Origin of the sequence: Actinacidiphila sp. DG2A-62 (assembly GCF_035825295.1) — a bacterium.
In the GTDB taxonomy this organism is placed as follows: Bacteria; Actinomycetota; Actinomycetes; order Streptomycetales; family Streptomycetaceae; genus Actinacidiphila.
Window position 1 is genome coordinate 2,303,302 of sequence record NZ_JAYMGI010000002.1, and the last position, 16,212, is coordinate 2,319,513.

13 protein-coding genes are annotated in these 16,212 nt (G+C 77.9%); 6 read left to right on the forward strand and 7 right to left on the reverse strand.

The annotated features are described in order from the left end of the window. Positions 1-45: 45 nt before the first annotated feature. Positions 46-945 carry a membrane protein YczE gene (yczE, locus tag VSR01_RS10060; RefSeq protein WP_326448910.1) on the forward strand — a complete coding sequence of 300 codons (900 nt, stop codon included), beginning with the start codon at positions 46-48 and terminating at the stop codon, positions 943-945. 137 nt (positions 946-1,082) lie between these two features. Here the strand turns inward: yczE and VSR01_RS10065 are convergent, their stop codons facing one another. Next, positions 1,083-1,913, reverse strand: a complete 831-nt coding sequence (locus VSR01_RS10065) for a siderophore-interacting protein (protein ID WP_326448911.1) — start codon at positions 1,911-1,913, stop codon at positions 1,083-1,085. A 605-nt stretch (positions 1,914-2,518) separates the two neighbouring features. Here VSR01_RS10065 and VSR01_RS10070 point away from each other — a divergent pair. Further along, positions 2,519-3,316 carry a helix-turn-helix domain-containing protein gene (locus VSR01_RS10070; protein WP_326448912.1) on the forward strand — a complete coding sequence of 266 codons (798 nt, stop codon included), beginning with the start codon at positions 2,519-2,521 and terminating at the stop codon, positions 3,314-3,316. 19 nt (positions 3,317-3,335) lie between these two features. Next, positions 3,336-4,214, forward strand: a complete 879-nt coding sequence (locus VSR01_RS10075) for a TOPRIM nucleotidyl transferase/hydrolase domain-containing protein (protein ID WP_442785661.1) — start codon at positions 3,336-3,338, stop codon at positions 4,212-4,214. A 66-nt stretch (positions 4,215-4,280) separates the two neighbouring features. Here the strand turns inward: VSR01_RS10075 and VSR01_RS10080 are convergent, their stop codons facing one another. From VSR01_RS10080 to VSR01_RS10090, 3 genes are all read right to left on the reverse strand, one after another. Then, the gene (locus VSR01_RS10080; protein ID WP_326448914.1) at positions 4,281-5,189 is read right to left on the reverse strand and encodes an ABC transporter ATP-binding protein; all 909 of its coding nucleotides are present in this window, start codon (positions 5,187-5,189) and stop codon (positions 4,281-4,283) included. Beyond that, complete coding sequence (locus VSR01_RS10085) at positions 5,189-6,205, reverse strand: FecCD family ABC transporter permease (RefSeq protein WP_326448915.1); 1,017 nt, start codon at positions 6,203-6,205, stop codon at positions 5,189-5,191. Before VSR01_RS10085 ends, VSR01_RS10080 begins: the two co-directional genes overlap by 1 nt. A gap of 117 nt (positions 6,206-6,322) precedes the next feature. Continuing rightward, a complete protein-coding gene (locus tag VSR01_RS10090) occupies positions 6,323-7,384 on the reverse strand; it encodes an ABC transporter substrate-binding protein (RefSeq protein WP_326448916.1) in 1,062 nt (353 codons plus the stop codon). 797 nt (positions 7,385-8,181) lie between these two features. Here VSR01_RS10090 and VSR01_RS10095 point away from each other — a divergent pair. From VSR01_RS10095 to VSR01_RS10105, 3 genes are all read left to right on the forward strand, one after another. Further along, positions 8,182-8,661 carry a copper chaperone PCu(A)C gene (locus tag VSR01_RS10095; RefSeq protein ID WP_326448917.1) on the forward strand — a complete coding sequence of 160 codons (480 nt, stop codon included), beginning with the start codon at positions 8,182-8,184 and terminating at the stop codon, positions 8,659-8,661. Between the two features lie 451 nt (positions 8,662-9,112). After that, on the forward strand, positions 9,113-11,587 hold the full coding sequence (locus VSR01_RS10100; protein ID WP_326448918.1) for a heavy metal translocating P-type ATPase: 2,475 nt from the start codon (positions 9,113-9,115) through the stop codon (positions 11,585-11,587). Positions 11,588-11,686: 99 nt separating this feature from the next. Further along, complete coding sequence (locus VSR01_RS10105; RefSeq protein WP_326448919.1) at positions 11,687-12,175, forward strand: hypothetical protein; 489 nt, start codon at positions 11,687-11,689, stop codon at positions 12,173-12,175. A gap of 172 nt (positions 12,176-12,347) precedes the next feature. Here the strand turns inward: VSR01_RS10105 and VSR01_RS10110 are convergent, their stop codons facing one another. The 3 genes from VSR01_RS10110 to VSR01_RS10120 form a co-directional block, all read right to left on the reverse strand. Continuing rightward, entirely contained in the window at positions 12,348-12,995 is a 648-nt protein-coding gene (locus VSR01_RS10110) for a sigma-70 family RNA polymerase sigma factor (protein ID WP_326448920.1), read from the reverse strand. A 1,066-nt stretch (positions 12,996-14,061) separates the two neighbouring features. Then, entirely contained in the window at positions 14,062-14,991 is a 930-nt protein-coding gene (locus tag VSR01_RS10115; protein ID WP_326448921.1) for a hypothetical protein, read from the reverse strand. A gap of 131 nt (positions 14,992-15,122) precedes the next feature. Further along, complete coding sequence (locus tag VSR01_RS10120) at positions 15,123-16,187, reverse strand: SCO family protein (protein ID WP_326448922.1); 1,065 nt, start codon at positions 16,185-16,187, stop codon at positions 15,123-15,125. Positions 16,188-16,212 lie beyond the last annotated feature (25 nt).

A 16,212-nucleotide genomic window follows, 5' to 3' on the forward strand; every position in this document is an offset into this window, starting at 1 on the left:
ATCTGGCTATGGAATCAGTGTCCAGATGGCCGCGAAGGTGGAGCCATGCCACCTCCCGCCCCGACCGCCACGGACACCCCCGAAGGACCGGACACCCCTGACGGCCCGACCGACCCCACCGGCCCGGGGGCGCGGCCCGCCCCGGCCGCCCTCGCCGCCCCCCGGGCGCGGCCCGCCCGGCCGCTGCCCGTACCGCGGATGACCGCGCTCGCCCAGCTCCGGGCCGGCCGCAAGCGCCGCCGTGTGCCGCAGTTGCTGCTCGGCCTGGTCGGATACGGGGCCGCGGTGATGACGCTGGTCGACTCCGGCTGCGGCGCGGCCAGTTGGAGCGTGCTCACCGAGGGAGTCGCGCACACGCTCGGCGTCTCGTTCGGCTGGGCGACGAACCTGATCGCGGTCACCGTGCTCCTCGCCTGGATCCCGCTGCGCGAACTGCCCGGTCTCGGCACGGTGTTGAACGTCGCGCTGATCGGCGTCAGCGCCGACGCGACCGCGCTGGTGCTCCCCCGCCCGCACGGCCCGCTCGCCGGGACCGGATATCTGGTCCTCGGGCTGGTCGCGCTCGCGTTCTTCGACGCGCTCTACCTCGGCGCGCAGTTCGGCCCCGGCCCGCGCGACGGCCTGATGACCGGCCTGGTGCGGCTGACCCGCCGGCCCGTCGCCGCCGTCCGCACCGCCATCGAAGTCACCGTCGCCGCGACCGGCTGGCTGCTCGGCGGCGCGGTCGGCCCGGGCACCGTGCTGATCGCGTTCGGCCTCGGCCCGCTCCTCGCGCGCTTCCTGCCGCTGGTGGCCGTCCGCCTGCCGCCGCCGGCCGCGACGGAGGCCGCGAGCGCCGCGGACGCCGCGGACTCCATGGACTCCATGGACGCGGCGCGCACCGGCGACGTCCCGGAGCCGCCCGGCCCCACCGGCCCGCGCCCGCACACGGAACCGGTCGCGTAAGCCCGTGCGTAACGGACCCGTGCGTAACGGACCCGTGCGTAACGGACCCGTGCGTAACGGACCCGTGAGTGACGAGCCCGCGGGCAACGGACCCGCGCGCGACGGACCCCCGCTCGCCGGACCACGAAACGCCCCGCTCAGTCGAGGCCGCGGCGCCCCGGCGTCCAGAAGGGCTTGGTGAGGACCGACCGGCGCGGCCAGCCGCGGGCGTCGACCAGGTGGCGGCGGACCGCGGCGACCGCGCGCGCCTCGCCGGCGACGTAGGCGACGCCGGGCTCCTCCGGCAGGTCCAGCGCGCGGACCGCGTCGAGCAAGGCGGTGGAGGAGGCGGCCGGGGCGGCGCCGCGGTGGACCCAGGTCAGCTCGTCGCCGCGGGCCGCCTCCAGGCGGTCGTCCGCGCCGGCCACCTCGATGACGCCGGCCACGCGCGCGTCGGCGGGCAGCGCGGCGAGGATCGCGGCGAACGCCATCTGCGCCGTCTCCTCGCCGACGACGAGGTGGTACGCGGCGTCCTCGCGCACCACCAGCCGCCCCTGCGGCCCGAGGAACGCGACCTCGTCCCCGACCGCCACCGCGGCGGCCCAGTCCAGGCCGGGCGTGCCGCCCTCGCCGTGCTGGTAGACGCACAGGTCGAGCCATCGGTGCGGCCGGTCGAAGGCCACGACGGAGTACGTCCGCAGCAGGTCGCGTGCCTTGCCGCGGCCGAGCGCGGCCAGCAGCCCCGCGTCGTCGACGCGGACCCTGATCTCCTGGCCGGGCCGCCACGGCAGCTCGCCGACCTCGGCGCCGGTCAGGCGGACGCGACGGATGCGCGGGCGCACCTGCTCGACCTCGGCGACGGTGGCGTGGTGCATCATCCGGTCGAGCAGACCGCCGCGGCGGCGGTCCCGGCCGCCGTCGCCGGCGCGGTCGCCGGGGGCGTCACGGGTGGCGTCGCGAGTGGCGTCGCGGGCGTCGGCGTCCGTCATGCGCGGACCTCACTTTCGCTGCGCGCACGCGCCGTCCCTGAGCGGTCTCCGAGTGGTCCCCGAGTGGTCCCTGCGTGGTTGCCGCGTGCGCTACGGGTTAGGCATGCCTAAATTAGGCTGGCGCGCGGGCGCGTGGAGGCCAACCGATACCCCGTATCGGCCAACCTCGGCGCCGGCCCGCGCGAGGCGGTCGGCGCGCGGACGCGGACGGAGGACGGCGGACGACCGCGCACGGACCGCGGACGGGCGGCAGAGGGGCGCGGACGGGCAACGGACGGGCGGCAGACGGGCACGGACGGACTGACTGCGGAAGGGACCGGCGCGATGGCCGACGGGAACCGGGAGGCGTACACCCCTCCCCTGCCGCCGTTCCCGTCGCGCTCCGGCGCCGGGCACGGGCAGGGGCCCGCGTACGAGCAAGGCCTCGGGCAGGCGCTCGGGTCCGCGTACGAGGCGGGGTCCGCGCACGAGTTCGGCCCGGGGCCCGGAGACGGGTCCACCGCCGCGGCCAAGTGGCCCGCCTCGCCGATCCTGACCATCGGCCACGGCGAGGCCGCCGGCTTCGAGAAGATCACCGCGCACGCCCACCCCGAGCCGATGCTGATGTGGACCTCGACCGCGACGGTGACCGCCACCGTCGGCGCGCGGGACGGCTGGTGCCGCCCGGCTACGGGATGTGGGTGCCCGGCGGGGTCGAGCACGCGGCGTCCGTGCTGCACGCGGGCGAGATCTCGGTGGTCGTCTTCGCCCCCGACGCCTGCCCGATCCGGTGGACCGAGCCGACCGGCATCGCGGTCGGGCCGCTGCTGCGCGAGCTGTTCGCGCACCTGGCCAGGACCGGCCCCGCGGACCCGAGCCGGCCGCACGCCGAGGCGCTGTTGTTCGCGCTGCTGACTCCGCTGCCCACCCACGACATCCACGTGTCCATGCCGTCCGACCCGCAAATCAGGGTCATCGCGGAGCAGCTCGTCGCCGACCCGGCCGACCCGCGCGAACTCGCCGTCTGGGCCCACCAGGTGAACGCGGGCGTGCGGACCCTGTCGCGGCTGTTCCGCGCCGAGACCGGACTGAGCTTCACCCGCTGGCGCACCAAGGTCCGGGTCCGCGCCGCCATCCGGCTGCTGGCCGAGGGCACGACGGTCCACGCGACCGCCCGCGCGGTGGGTTACCGCAAGCCGAGCGCGTTCATCGACGCCTTCCGCCGCGCCACCGGCCAGACGCCGGGCACCTACGCCCCGGTGGAGGGCGCCGCGCCCGCACCCGGCACGCGCGCAGATACCGGCGGCGACATCGGCACCGGGTCCGGTGCCGGATCCGGCACCGGACCCGGCCTCCGCACCGGCACGCAGCGGAAATTCCCTACCGCGCGGGCCGGGGAGCCCGCAGACTCGGCCCATGGCTGACAGGGCTGACCTCGCCGACATGCGGGACTTCCGGGCAGCGGTCACCGCGTGGGCGGCCGGCCGCCCCGACGACCCGATGCCGTCGTCCGCCGGTCCCGCGCCCACCGACGGCTCCGGCGACCCCGGCGGCCGACCCGCCTCCGCATCCACCTCCGCACCCGCACCCGCATCCACCTCCGCCTCCACCTCCGCCTCCAGAGCGCGCCACGCACACCACACGCGCCCGTCCCACGAGGCGTGCGAAGCCGCCGTACGCGACCTGGCCGCGCGGCTCCGCGTCCGGGTCGTCGTGCTGCTCGAAGGGCCGAGCGACGCCGCCGCGGTCGACGCGCTCGCCGCGCGCCGCGGCCGGGACCTGGCCGCCGAGGGCGTCTGCGTGCTGCCGATCGGCGGCGCGATGAGCGTCGGCCGTTACGCCCGCCTCCTCGGCCCGGCCGGCGCGGGCCTCGGCCTGCGTCTGACCGGGCTGTGCGACGAACGGGAACGCGGCTACTACGCCCGGGCGTTGACGCACGCCGGCGCGCCGCGGCGGGGAGCCGACGCGCTGGACTCCCCCGCCGCCCCCGAGGCCGAGGCCGAGCCGTACGCGCAGCCCGCGACGAACGCCGACGCCCGCGCACAGGACTTCTTCGTCTGCTCCGCCGACCTGGAGGACGAGCTGATCCGCGCGCTCGGCCCGGTCCGGGTGACCGAACTCGTCCGCGCCGAAGGCGACATGCGCGCCCTGGAGATCTTCCTGCGGCAACCCGCGCAGCGCGACCGCACCCCGCAGCAGCAGTTGCGGCGCTTCCTCGGCACGAAGAAGGGACGCAAGATCCACTACGGCCGCGTGCTGGTCGAGGCGCTCGCCCCGGACCGCGTCCCGGCCCCGCTGGACGACCTGTTCGCCGCGCTCTGACCGCGGGGCCACTCGGCGTCCGTGACCCGCCCCCGACGCCGCTCGCGGAACCGGCCGGGCACACCGTCACAGCCCGGCCTCCGGCGCCGGTGCGCGGTGGTCCACGGCGATCAGCGGGTCGCCGGTCAGCGGATGGTCGACCACGGCCGCGCGGATGCCGAAGACCCGGGCCAGCAGCTCGGGGGTGAGCACCTCGCGCGGCGGTCCGGACGCGGCCAACCGCCCCTCGTGCAGCACATGGAGGCGGTCGCACAGCGAGGCCGCGGCGTTCAGGTCGTGCAGGCAGACGAGCGTGGTGCGGCGCTCGGCACGCAGCAGCGCCAGCAGTTCGACCTGGTGCCGTACGTCGAGGTGGTTGGTCGGCTCGTCCAGCACGAGCACCCGTGCCTGCTGCGCGAACGCCCGTGCCAGCAGGGCGCGTTGCTGCTCGCCGCCGGACAGCGCGGTGTACCGGCGACCGGCCGCGGCGGCCAGGCCGACCCGGGCCAGCGCGCCGTCCACCGCGGCGCGGTCCGCCGCGTTCTCCGCCGCGAACGCCCTCTGGTGCGGGATGCGGCCCATCGCGACGACCTCGCGGACGGTCAACTCCACGCCGGTGCCGCGTTCTTGCGGCAGCGCGGCCACCGTGCGGGCCGCCCCGGCCGGCGACATCCCGGCCAGGTCGGCGCCGTCGAGCAGCACCGCGCCCGCCGTGGGGCGCAGGTGCCGGTACACACAGCGCAGCACCGACGACTTGCCGCTGCCGTTGGGGCCGACCAGGCCCGCGATCTCGCCCTCTCGCGCCAACAGCCGTACGCCCGCCACGACGTCGCGCCCCGCGTACGACACCCGCAGGTCGCGCACCTCGACTCGGCCGAAGTCCGCCTCGTCGACGACGAGTTGGCGACTGGGGTGGCTTGCCTCGGGGGTCCTCGCGGCGGACGCGTCCCCGTGGCGGGCGTCCGACCGGGCGCGTACGCGGGGCCGCCTTCGCATCACGCGCGCTCCAGGCGCCGGTCGAGCAGGTACAGCAGCGCCGGCGCCCCGATGAGCGAGGTCACCACACCGACCGGCAGCTCCTGGAGCGGCAGCGCGGTGCGGCAGACCAGGTCGACCACCACCAGCAGGACCGCGCCCGCGAGCGCGGACACCGGCAGCAGCCGGCGGTGTCCGCCGCCGACGAGGAGCCGGCAGGCGTGCGGGACCATCAGCCCGACGAAGCCGACGGCGCCCGAGACCGCGACCAGCACACCGGTCAACAGGCTGGTGACCAGGAACAGTTCGCGGCGCGTGCGGCCCACCGCCACGCCCAGCGCGGCGGCGGTCTCGTCCCCGGTGGCGAGGGCGTCCAGCGTGCGCGCCCTGGCCAGCAGCAGCGCCAACGCGGCCGGCACCGCGACTGCGGGCAGTGCCGACTGCCGCCAGGTCGCGCCTCCGAGGCTGCCCATCAGCCAGAACAGCACGCCACGGGTCTGCTCCTCGTCGCCGGCCCGCAGCACCAGGTAGCTGGTGACGCCGGACAGGAACTGCCCGACCGCCACGCCCGCCAGGACCAGCCGCAGCGGGGAGAAGGCGGCCCCGCGCCGCGCGGCCAGCCACACCAGCGCGAAGCTGCCGAGCGCTCCGGCGAACGCCGCGCCGGACAGCCCGAGTCCGAGGACGCCGCCGGACCCCGCCCCCAGCACGATGGCGGCCACCGCACCGAGCGAGGCGCCGTGCGAGACGCCCAACAGGTACGGATCGGCCAGCGGGTTGCGCACCAGCGCCTGCACGGCCGTCCCGACCGTTCCCAGCCCGGCCCCGACGAGCGCCGCCGACAGCGCCCGGGGCACGCGCAGTTGCCAGACGATCAGGTCGTCCGTGCCCGGCCGCGGGGCCCGGCCGGCGATCCGGCGCGCGACCACCGCCCACACGTCCTGCGGCGCGATCGACGTCGACCCCAGCGCGACGGCGGCGGTCAGCGCGGCGAGCAGCAGCAGGCCGAGCACGGCGCAGACCGCGCCCGCGCTCACCGCGCGGCGCTCGGGGGCTGGTCCGGCCCCGCCCTCCGGCGCGGGCTCCGCCGCCGCGGCCGAACCCGGCCGCGGGAGCCGTACTCTGGGCTGAATCCGCCCTGGGCGCGGGGGCATTCAGGAGACCTTGCCCGGGTAGAGGGTGCGCGCGATCCGCCGCACGGTGTCGGCGTCGCCGACCCCGGCGATGGTGGTCTGCTCCGAACGGATGCGCAGGAAGCGGTTGTCGCGCACGGCGGTCATGCCGCGGGTGGCCGGGTCGGACTTCAGCCAGCGCTCGGCGGCGTCGAACGCCTTCGCGTCGGCCGCCGGGCTGCCGTGGTTGCGGACGGCGAGCTGGATCCAGTCCGGGTCCCGGCTGATCACGTCCTCCCAGCCGACCTGCCGGAAGGTGCCGTGGCAGTCGCCGAAGACGTTGCGGGCGCCCGCCAGGGTGATCACCGCGTTGGCGATCTGCCGGTCGCAGACCACGCTGGGCTGCCGGGTGCCGGCGTCGTAGTCGAAGAAGAAGTACGTCGGCCGCCGGGCCTGCGGGACGCCGGAGACCGCGGCGGTCACCGCGGAGACGGTGCGCCGCATCCCCGCGACGAGCCGCCGGGCCGCGGTGTCGGCGCCGGTGACCGCGCCGAGCGTGGTGATGTCGTCCTCCACCGCGGACAGGTCGGTCATCGGCGTGGTGCGCCGCGCCGCGCACGCCGTGGACTTGAGGAACACCTGCCTGATCCCGGCCGCGCGGTACTCCGCCGGGCTCGGGATCGCCCCGGCGCCCGCCATGCCGCCCATCGCGCCGAAGGTGTCCACGTACACGTCGGCGCCCGAGCCGAGCAGCCGCTCCTTGGGGATGATCCCGGAGCCGAGCACCGGCACCTCGCGCGCCTGCGCGTCGTACGGCGCGGGCAGCGCGCCCCTGCCCGGCGGGAAGCCGGTCCCGACGACCCGCGCGCCGACGCCCAGGCGCAGCAGCAGCTCCAGGCCGGAGGCGTTGCTGGTCACGATGGCCTTCGGCGGCGCGTCGAACACCGTCCGCGCGCCCGAGCAGTCGGTCACGGCCACCGGAAACCCCCGGCCCGCGCCGGTCGCCCGCGCGTCGCCCGCCCCTCCGGCCGTCCCCCCGGAACAGCCCGCGAGCAGCAGCCCCGCCAGGACCGCCGCCAGGCCGTGTCGCGCACGCACTCGCATCGATTCGCCACCGTCCTTCCGCCACGCGGCGCTCGTGCCGCCCAGCAGATAGTCGGCGCACCCCCCGCCCGGGTTCCCGACCACCCGGACCCCGGCGGCGGCCCGGCGCGGGGCGCGGCGATGTTCCGGCCGACCGCCCGGCCGAGGAGGGCGAGCCGCAGCCGCGCCGACACGGCGGGGAGCCGCCCGGCGCGGCTGCGGCGTTGGACGGGCCGGACGGCCACGGGCCGGGGTTCGGGAACTCGGGGGACGCAGCCCAGCCGGCACCCGACAGCCGCGCCGACCAACCGGACAGCCGCCGGGCTACTGTCCGGCGCGGGGCGGACGGCCACGGGCCGATGGCCCGCGAACTCGCCGGGCGCAGCCCGGCCTACCCGCGGTCGACCGCCCGGCCGGGAGGCGTCCGGCAGCCGCATCGACGCGACGGGGAGCCGCCGGGCCACGACTGGGCGTTGGACGGGCCGGACGGCCACGGGCCGGGGTTCGGGAACTCGGGGGACGCAGCCCAGCCGGCACCCGACAGCCGCGCCGACCAACCGGACAGCCGCCGGGCCACGGCCCGGCGCGGGGCGAGCGACCACGCGCCAGGGTTCGGGAACTCGGGGGGCGTGTGGTTCGACCACTGCTGTGTGACGTACGACGACGCAGCCGCGCAGGCCCGCGGCGCAGGTTCCGGCGGTCTCCGCGACGACAGCGGCGGTGGGCCGGGCGGGCTCGGCGGCTCGGGGGGTGGGCCGGGCGGTGGGGTCGAGGGGGATTCCTCGGACGGTGGCGGCGGCCGGGTGGGGTGGTGGCGCGTGCGGCCAGCGGGGAGGCGGATCGCGCGGGGCGCGGCGGTTCCCGTCGCGGCCGGCGCCGCCGGGCTGCTCGCGCTGTCGCTGTACGCCTCGACGGGCGCGGCGGGCGCACCGGCCGCGCGGATCGAGGTGACCGGGGGCCGGCTGCTGCTGCCGTCCAACCCCGAGGCCACCGCGGCGTTCTTCGACCTGCGCAACACCGGCGGGTCCGCCGACACCCTGCTGGGCGTCGACTCGCCGGAGCTCGGTCCCGCCATGCTCACCCGGACGGCCGTCGCGGCCGGCGCCGGGCACATGGAACGCGTCGCCGGCGTCCTCCTGCGTCCCGGCGCCCGGCTGTCCATGACGCCCTACGGCACCGACGTGATGATCCCGCACCCGCGCGGCCTCGCGCTCGGCGCCCACGTGGCCTTCGACCTGCGGTTCGCGGGCAGCGGCACGATACGCGTGCGCGCCGTCGTCGTCCGCCCGGGCGGCTGAGTCCCGTGGCCCGCAGGGGAGTTGCGCGCGTCGCGACACACGGCCCGGCGGCCCGCAGCCCCCATCCGGCAGCACGCGACCCCACAGCCCCGCGAGCCCGCGAGCCCGTAACCCACCCGCGCACCGCGGCCGTTTGCACGACGGTCCGTACGGCCGTCCACAACCACCCTGCCGATCCCCGGAGTTCCCGTGCCACGCACACCCACGCCCGCACCCGCACCCGAGCGACCCGCACCGCCCTCGCCCTCCGCGCCCGGCGCCCGCGGTGACCTCCCCCGTCCGTCCTCCTCGGACTGTTCGCGCTGCTGCTCGTCGTCGTGTTCGCCGTCGCGTACGGCGTCGGCAGGGCGGCCGGGCCGGTCAATCCGGGCCTGCACCCGGCCCGCAGCGGCGTGCCCGGCGGCGGGGGCGGCGGATCGGCGGGCGGCGGGGACGGGATGGGGGGCATGGGATGAGCGCCGACACCGTCGCGCCCGGCGCCGCCGCCACCGTCACCACCGACCTGGAGGTGACCGGCATGACCTGTGCGGCCTGCGTGAGCCGGGTGGAGAAGCGGCTGGCCCGCCTCGACGGCGTCACGGCCGCGGTGAACCTCGCCACCTCGACCGCGCGGGTGACCCACCCGGCGACGGTGGCCCCGGCCGCGCTCGTCGCGCAGGTCGAGGCGGCCGGCTACGGCGCGACCGCGCGCGACCCGCGGGGCCAGCACGCGCCGTCCCCGGACTCCGGTGCGGGGCGCGGCAGTTCGGCCACGCGCGAGAAGGCGGTCCTGGCCGTCGTCGCGGCGCTGTCGCTGCCGGTGATGGCGCTGTCGATGGTGCCGTCGTGGCAGTTCCCGTACTGGCAGTGGCTGTGCTTCGCGCTCGCCGCTCCGGTGGCGACGTGGGGCGCGTGGCCCTTCCACGCCAAGGCGCTGCGCGGCGCGCGGCACGCGACCGCGACCATGGACAGCCTAGTGTCGCTGGGCGTCGTCGCGTCCTTCGGCTGGTCGGCGTACGCGCTGCTGTTCGGCGGCGCGGGCGGCGGCGGGGACTACCGGATGGCGTTCTCGCTGCTGCCGTCCGCCTCGGCGCAGCCGCGCGTCTACCTGGAGGGCGCGGTCGGCGTGCCGCTCGCGGTGCTGGCCGGGCGGCTGCTGGAGGGCAGGGCGCGACGCGGCGCGGGGTCGGCGCTGCGGGCGCTGGCCCGGCTGACCGTCGCGGAGGCCACGGTGCGCGGCCCGGACGGCGCCGAGCACGTTGTCCCGCTCGAACGGCTGCGCGTGGGCGAGGAGTTCATGGTGCGGCCGGGTGAACGGGTCGCCGCGGACGGCGTGGTGGTCGAGGGCGCGTCCGCGCTGGACATGTCGTTGATGACCGGTGAGAGCGCGCCGGTCGAGGTGCGTCCCGGTGACGCGGTGGCCGGCGGCGCGGTCAACGCCGGCGGTCTGCTCGTGGTGCGGGCGACCGCGGTGGGCGCCGACACCCAGCTCGCCGTCATGGCACGGCTGGTGGCCGACGCCCAGAGCGGCAAGGCGCGCGCGCAGCGCCTCGCGGACGCGGTGGCCGGGGTGTTCGTGCCGTGCGTGCTGGTGCTCGCGGTCACCGTCCTCGGCTTCTGGCTGGGCGCCGGCGCGTCGGCCGGGTCGGCGGTCACCTGCGCGGTCGCGGTGCTGGTCGTCGCGTGCCCCTGCGCGCTCGGACTGGCCACCCCCACCGCGCTGTTGGCCGCGACCGGCCGCGGCGCACAGCTGGGCGTCCTGGTCGGCGGCGCGCGGGCGCTGGAGTCGCTGCGCGCCGTCGACACCGTCGTCCTGGACAAGACCGGCACCCTCACCGCCGGCCGGATGTCCGTCGCCCGCGTCACCGTACGGCCCGGCGGGCGGTCGCAGGCAGAGGTGCTGTCGCTGGCGGGGGCGGTGGAGCAGGGGTCGGAGCATCCGCTGGGGCGGGCGATCGCCGAGCACGCGCGGGCGGCGGTCGCCGAGCACGCGCGGGCGGCGGTCGCCGAGCACGCGCGGGCGGCGATCGCCTACGTGCGCACGGGCACCGGGCAGGTGACGGCCGGCGCGGCGGCGCGGGCGACGCTGCCGCGGGTCGAGGACTTCGTCGCCGAGCCGGGGGTCGGCGTCAGCGGGAAGGTCGCGGGGCCGCACGGGGTGCACGAGGTGGCGGTCGGCAGGCCCGGTCCGCTGCCCGGGGTCCTCGGCGAGGCGGTGGCCGCCGCGGGCCGGGCCGCGCACAGTTGCGTGCAGGTCACCGTCGACGGCGTGCCCGAGGCGGTGCTGGGGCTGGGCGACGTGCTGCGGCCCGACGCCTACCGCGCCGTGGAGCACCTGCGGCGCCTCGGGGTGGTCCCGGTGCTGGCCACCGGCGACCACGAGGCCCCGGCGCTGGCCGTGGCCGAAGCGCTGCGCATCGACCGCGTCCACGCGGGGTGTTCACCGCGGGACAAGGCCGCGCTGGTCGCGGAGTTGCGGGCCGGCGGGCACCGCGTCGCCGTCCTCGGCGACGGCGTGAACGACGCGGCGGCGCTCGCGGCGGCCGACCTCGGCATCGCGATGGGCACGGGCACGGACGTCGCCGCGGCGGCGGCCGACGTCACCCTCGTCCGCGCGGGCATCCAGCCGGTTGCGGACGCGGTACGGCTCGCCCGCCGCACCCTGGGCACCATCCGCGCGAACCTCGCGTGGGCCTTCGCGTACAACGCCGTCACCGTGCCGCTGGCCGCGACCGGCTGGCTCGACCCGATGCTCGCGGCGGTCGCGATGTCCGCGAGTTCGCTGCTGGTCGTGGGGAACAGCCTGCGGCTGCGGACGTGGCGGCCGGGGCCGCCGGCGCGAGGCCGACGCGGCTGGCCGGCGCCGGAGACGCAGCCTGGGCGTGCCCGGGGGGATGTCGCGGGGCGCAGCGCGAGGCGCGTCGCGGGGCGTATCACGGGCGGGTGATTCACCCCTCGTGTGGGTGATGGCCCCGGTTTGCGCGCCTCGGAATACTGAAGCGGCAGGTCCGGGGGAGCGCCCCTGGACCCTGATCCCGGAGACGACATGCGCAACCGCCTTGCCACTGCCGCCGCCCTCAGCACCGCCCTGTTCGGCGCGGGCGCGCTGCTCGGCGCTCCCGCCGCCGACGCCGGCGACGCCGTCGCCGCCGTACCGGCCGCGCACGCCGTTCCCGCCGCGCCGGCCGCCGGCGCCCGACCCGCCGCCGACACCACCCACTTCGACGTCACCCTCGGCAACACCTACACCCGGGGCACGCTCACCTGGTCCAACCGCTCCTTCCACCTCGTGGGCGAGCACAAGTCGGTCAGCGCGACGAGCTGCCGCGGGACGACGGCGTTCGCCGTGAAGGCCGACAACCACGACGCGGCCAGCGCGTCCAGCAAGAACAACGTGTGCGGCAAGAGCGACGCGTTCGACTTCTGGCTGACGGTCGACGTGGCCGGGATCGACGTGGTGCGGGTCTGCCTCGACAACGGCGCGACGACCCCGCCGCTCACGTATCTGAAGTGCGTGCGTTACAGCCGTCCTTGAGGGTGCGCGGGGAGCGTGCGAGGTCACGCCGCGGGCGGCGGTGGGGCCGAACACCCCGCCGCCGCCCGCGGCGTTCGTCGCCGCCCGCGGTGTCCGCCGGCTCCCGGCCCGCCGGAAGGCAGGGCGGCTCGGGCGGTCCGGGCGGTCCGGCTGCCCGAGCGGCCCGCGACCGTCAGCCGGTCGGCGGGAGCGCGGAATCCGACCGGCCGCCGAGCGGTCCGTCGGCCGCGCGGAGCATCACGGACAGCTCCTCGCGGGCGCGGGCCACGCGGGAGCGGACCGTGCCGATCGGGCAGCCGGCCCGGCGGGCCGCCTCCGCGTAGGGCAGGCAGAGCACCTGCGTCAGCACGAAGGCCTCCCGCCGGGCGTGGTCGAGGCCGCCGAGCAGGTCGAGGAGCGCGACCCCCTCGTCGAACCCGGGCAGCCCCACGGGCTGCCGCCGCTCGGCCGCGTCCAGCCAGTCGGCGGCCCCGGACAGCCGGGGCCGCGCGGCGTCGTGGCGGTAACGGTCCACCACGACGCGTCGCGCGATCGACAGCAGCCACGTACGCGCGCACGAGCGGCCCGCGAACCGCGGCAGGCTCGACAGCGCCCGCAGATACGTCTCCTGCGCCAGGTCCTCCACGCCCGGCCCGCTCTCGGCGACGAGGTGCCCGACGAAGCGGCGCACGTCGCCGTGCGTCGCCTCCACGAACCGCCGCATCGCGTCCTCGTCGCCGCGGCCCGCGGCCAGGGCCCAGGCCGTCACCTGTTCGTCGTCGTCCCTGCCGGGACGGGGTGTCTCCTTGCGGTGCCCACGCGGGGGCGCCGTTGCGATCATCACAGTCAGTCCTCACCTCACGCGGGCCCGGCGACGTACGCCGTCCCGCGGCCAGGGGCGGCCCGCCCCTTCCCCCACACACCCCGCGCACCGACTCCCCGGCGCGCAGCCCCACCGGCCCGCAGGCCGAGCCGGCGTCCGCGGCCCCGGAAGCACCGCCCCGGAAGCCGGACCGCAGGCGCGGAAGCCGCGGCCCGCGCCGGAAGGGCCACCGGCGGCGGAGACCGCGCCGGACCGGGACCCCGGCGGACGCCCGGAGGCCCCGGACGGGCCCCGGCTTCCCCGACTCCGTCTCGGCTCCGACGCCCGGAGACCCGGCACCGGAGGCCCGGGCCCGAGCACGAGGGTCCGAGGGGCCGAGGGTCCGAGCCCGCGGACCCGACGTCCGGGCCAGAAGCCCCGCCGGGTGCGGCGGCCTCGTTCGCCCGGGCCGGCTGTCCGCTGTCGCGGAAGAGCCGCGCGTCGCGCGGACGCTGCCGGCGTCCGGGGCCGTCGTGGCTCCCGGGGCCGGGGCTTCCGCGCCACGAACGGCCGTCGTGGGCAGCCCTGTTCGCCGGAGTCCGGCCGGATCGCGGCGGCCCGGGGCAGGCTCCGCCGTGGACGGGCCGGGGCTCGCGAGCGGCGGAGTCGGCGTCGACGCCGGGTCCGAACAACCGGGCGACGCCAGGGTGTTCGGCGTGCGCACGACGCCGGTCCGCGCGACGGCTCGGGTCGCGTGGCTCGGGGCGGGGGTGGGGCCGCGCCGTTGCCACGCGCGCCCGACCGGTCGTCGGGCGGACGGACCGGTACGCGGCCGGTCCCGGTGCCGAGGTCCGGACGTACGGACTTCCGGACTTCCGGACGTACGAAGCGGGGTCCGCGGGACCTGGGTGGTCCCGGAGCGGGGACGCTCATCGCCGGGTGGCGAAGGCGGCGTGTGGGTGGAGCAGGCCGATCGAATGGGCCGGGTGCGCCCATGCGCGCACTCCGGCGTCGCGCCCGCCGCGCCCCTGGCGCCCCCGCGCCGCCGCGCCTGTGCAGGCGGGGCGCCACCCGGGGACGGCCGGCAGGGCGTTACGGGCGCCGGTCAGCCGTACGGAATGAGGACGTACGGCGGCCCCCGCCTGACCAGCGCGTACCGCAGGACGACCGCGGACGGCGGCGACAGCACCGCGGGCGCGGGCGCCCTCCCCGCGCGCGGCGTACGCAGCGGGGCGGCGCCGCCCACCGCCCGCGCCCGGCTCAGCGGCCCGGTGACCAGCGCGGCCAGCGCCCGGCCGAGCCGCCACACGGCGGCCTCGCCGCGCCACAACCACAGCGCGCAGACCAGCGCCGCGACGACGTGCGCGGCGAGCATGCCGAGCGTCCACGTATGCATCTCGTGCATCGCGGGCATCGCGTGCACCGCCGGCATGACGGGCACGGCGGGCCTGCCGTGCAGCGCGGGCACGGCCGGCATCCGGCCCGTCACGTGCGCCACGTGACCGCCGCCCGGCGCGCCCGGACCGCCGACGCCGCCCCCGGGCCCGCCGAGGACCCCGGAGCCGCCCGCGCCGCCGGGAGCACCCCAACCGCCGAGCAGGCCCGGGCCGTTCGGCCGGCCCGCGGAGCCGCGTCCACCGGGCGCGCCCGTTCCGCCGCTCAGGCCGCCGAGGCGACCGGGCCCGCCCGACCCGCTCGGCGTGCCCGCCCGCGAGGTCGCGGCCCGCACCAACTGGCCGGCCGCGAACAAGCAGTGCAGCCCCGCCTGGGCGGTGAGCGTCGCCGCCGTCACGGCGAGCCCGCCGCGTTCGCGGCCGGTCAGCCACCAGGCCGCCGCCGTGACCGCGGCGAACGCGTAGCCGAGCGCCCACACCGGGACCGTCGCGCCGGACATCATCACGTGCCCGAGCCCGCTCACGGTGACGCACAGCGCGGCGAAGACCGCCGCGCGCGCCAGCCGGAAACCCGGCCGCGCGCCGGGAGTTCGAGGTCCCCGCGTACGGCTACGCGGACGCCCGGCGTCGACCACCGCCACGTCCCCGACCTCCCTTCCGCACCGCTCGACCCCTCTTCACCCCGACCGACCGCCCGGGCCGCCCAGGCCGCCCGACCCGACCCCACCGACCAGCCCTGACAACCCAGACAACCCGGCCATGCCGCCTCACGTCACGACGCCGCGCCCGCGACCACCCCCGGCAGGTCGGCCGCGTACGTCGACTCGGACGTGCCGGACGGGAAGAGGAGGTGGGCCAGGCCGTCCTTCGGCGAGAACGCGACGACCTCCGCGCCGTGGCTGACGGTCTCCGAGCCGTCGGCGTTGCGCACCGGCGGCGCGACGCTGATGCCCAGGCCCGTCGCGGCGCTGCGGATCGTCTCGAAGTCGCCGGTCAGGCCGACGAACCGGGGGTCGATCGCGCCGAGCCACTCCTTGAGGCGCGCGGGGGTGTCGCGGCCGGGGTCGGTGCTGACGAAGACCACCGCGGGCCGCGCGGTCCCGGCGGGCAGCCGCCGCAGCGCACCGGCGAGGTCGGCCATCGTCGTGGGGCAGACGTCCGGGCAGTGGGTGTAGCCGAAGTAGAGCAACAGCGCGCGCCCGGCGGTCGCACGCCGCAGGTCGTACGGCTTGCCGTCCTGGTCGGTCAGCCGCAGCGCCGGCTTGGGGAACGGCGTGTCGAAGGTGATCGCCCCGGGCGGCCCCGAGTCGTCCCCTCCCGCGGTCACGACCGCAGCGGGCGCGTCCCCGGAACCGGCCGAGCCGGACGCGCCGCCGGACGAACTCCCCGAGCAGCCCGCGATCACGGCCGCGCCGACCGCCACCAGGCAGGCGCTCGCGAGGAGTCGGCGCCGGCGCGGCCCGCGCAGCGCGCGCGACCCGCGATCGGGACGCGACGGACTCGCGGGCGCGGGCACGTCCGCGGCCGTCTCGGCCACGCCGGCGCCGCGGCCGGCGGTCCTGTCGGTCGTCCGGCCGGCGGTCTGGTCGGCCGTCCGGTCGGTAGTCCTGTCGGCGACCCGGCCGGCGTTCTGGTCGGCCGTCTGGTCGGCCGTCTGGTCGATCCTCCGCTCGGCGACCCGGCCGGCGGGTGCGCTGAACGTCTGGCTGGCGGGTGCGTGGAACCGCCTGGCCGGGCGCATCGAGCCGTCGATCGGCGGACCGGTCGGCGGACCGGTCGGCGGAGCGGTCGGCGGACCGGTCGACGGACCCGCCGGTGTGCGTGCCGTCGCCGTCACGTCGGGTGTCCCATTCGGCCCGCGG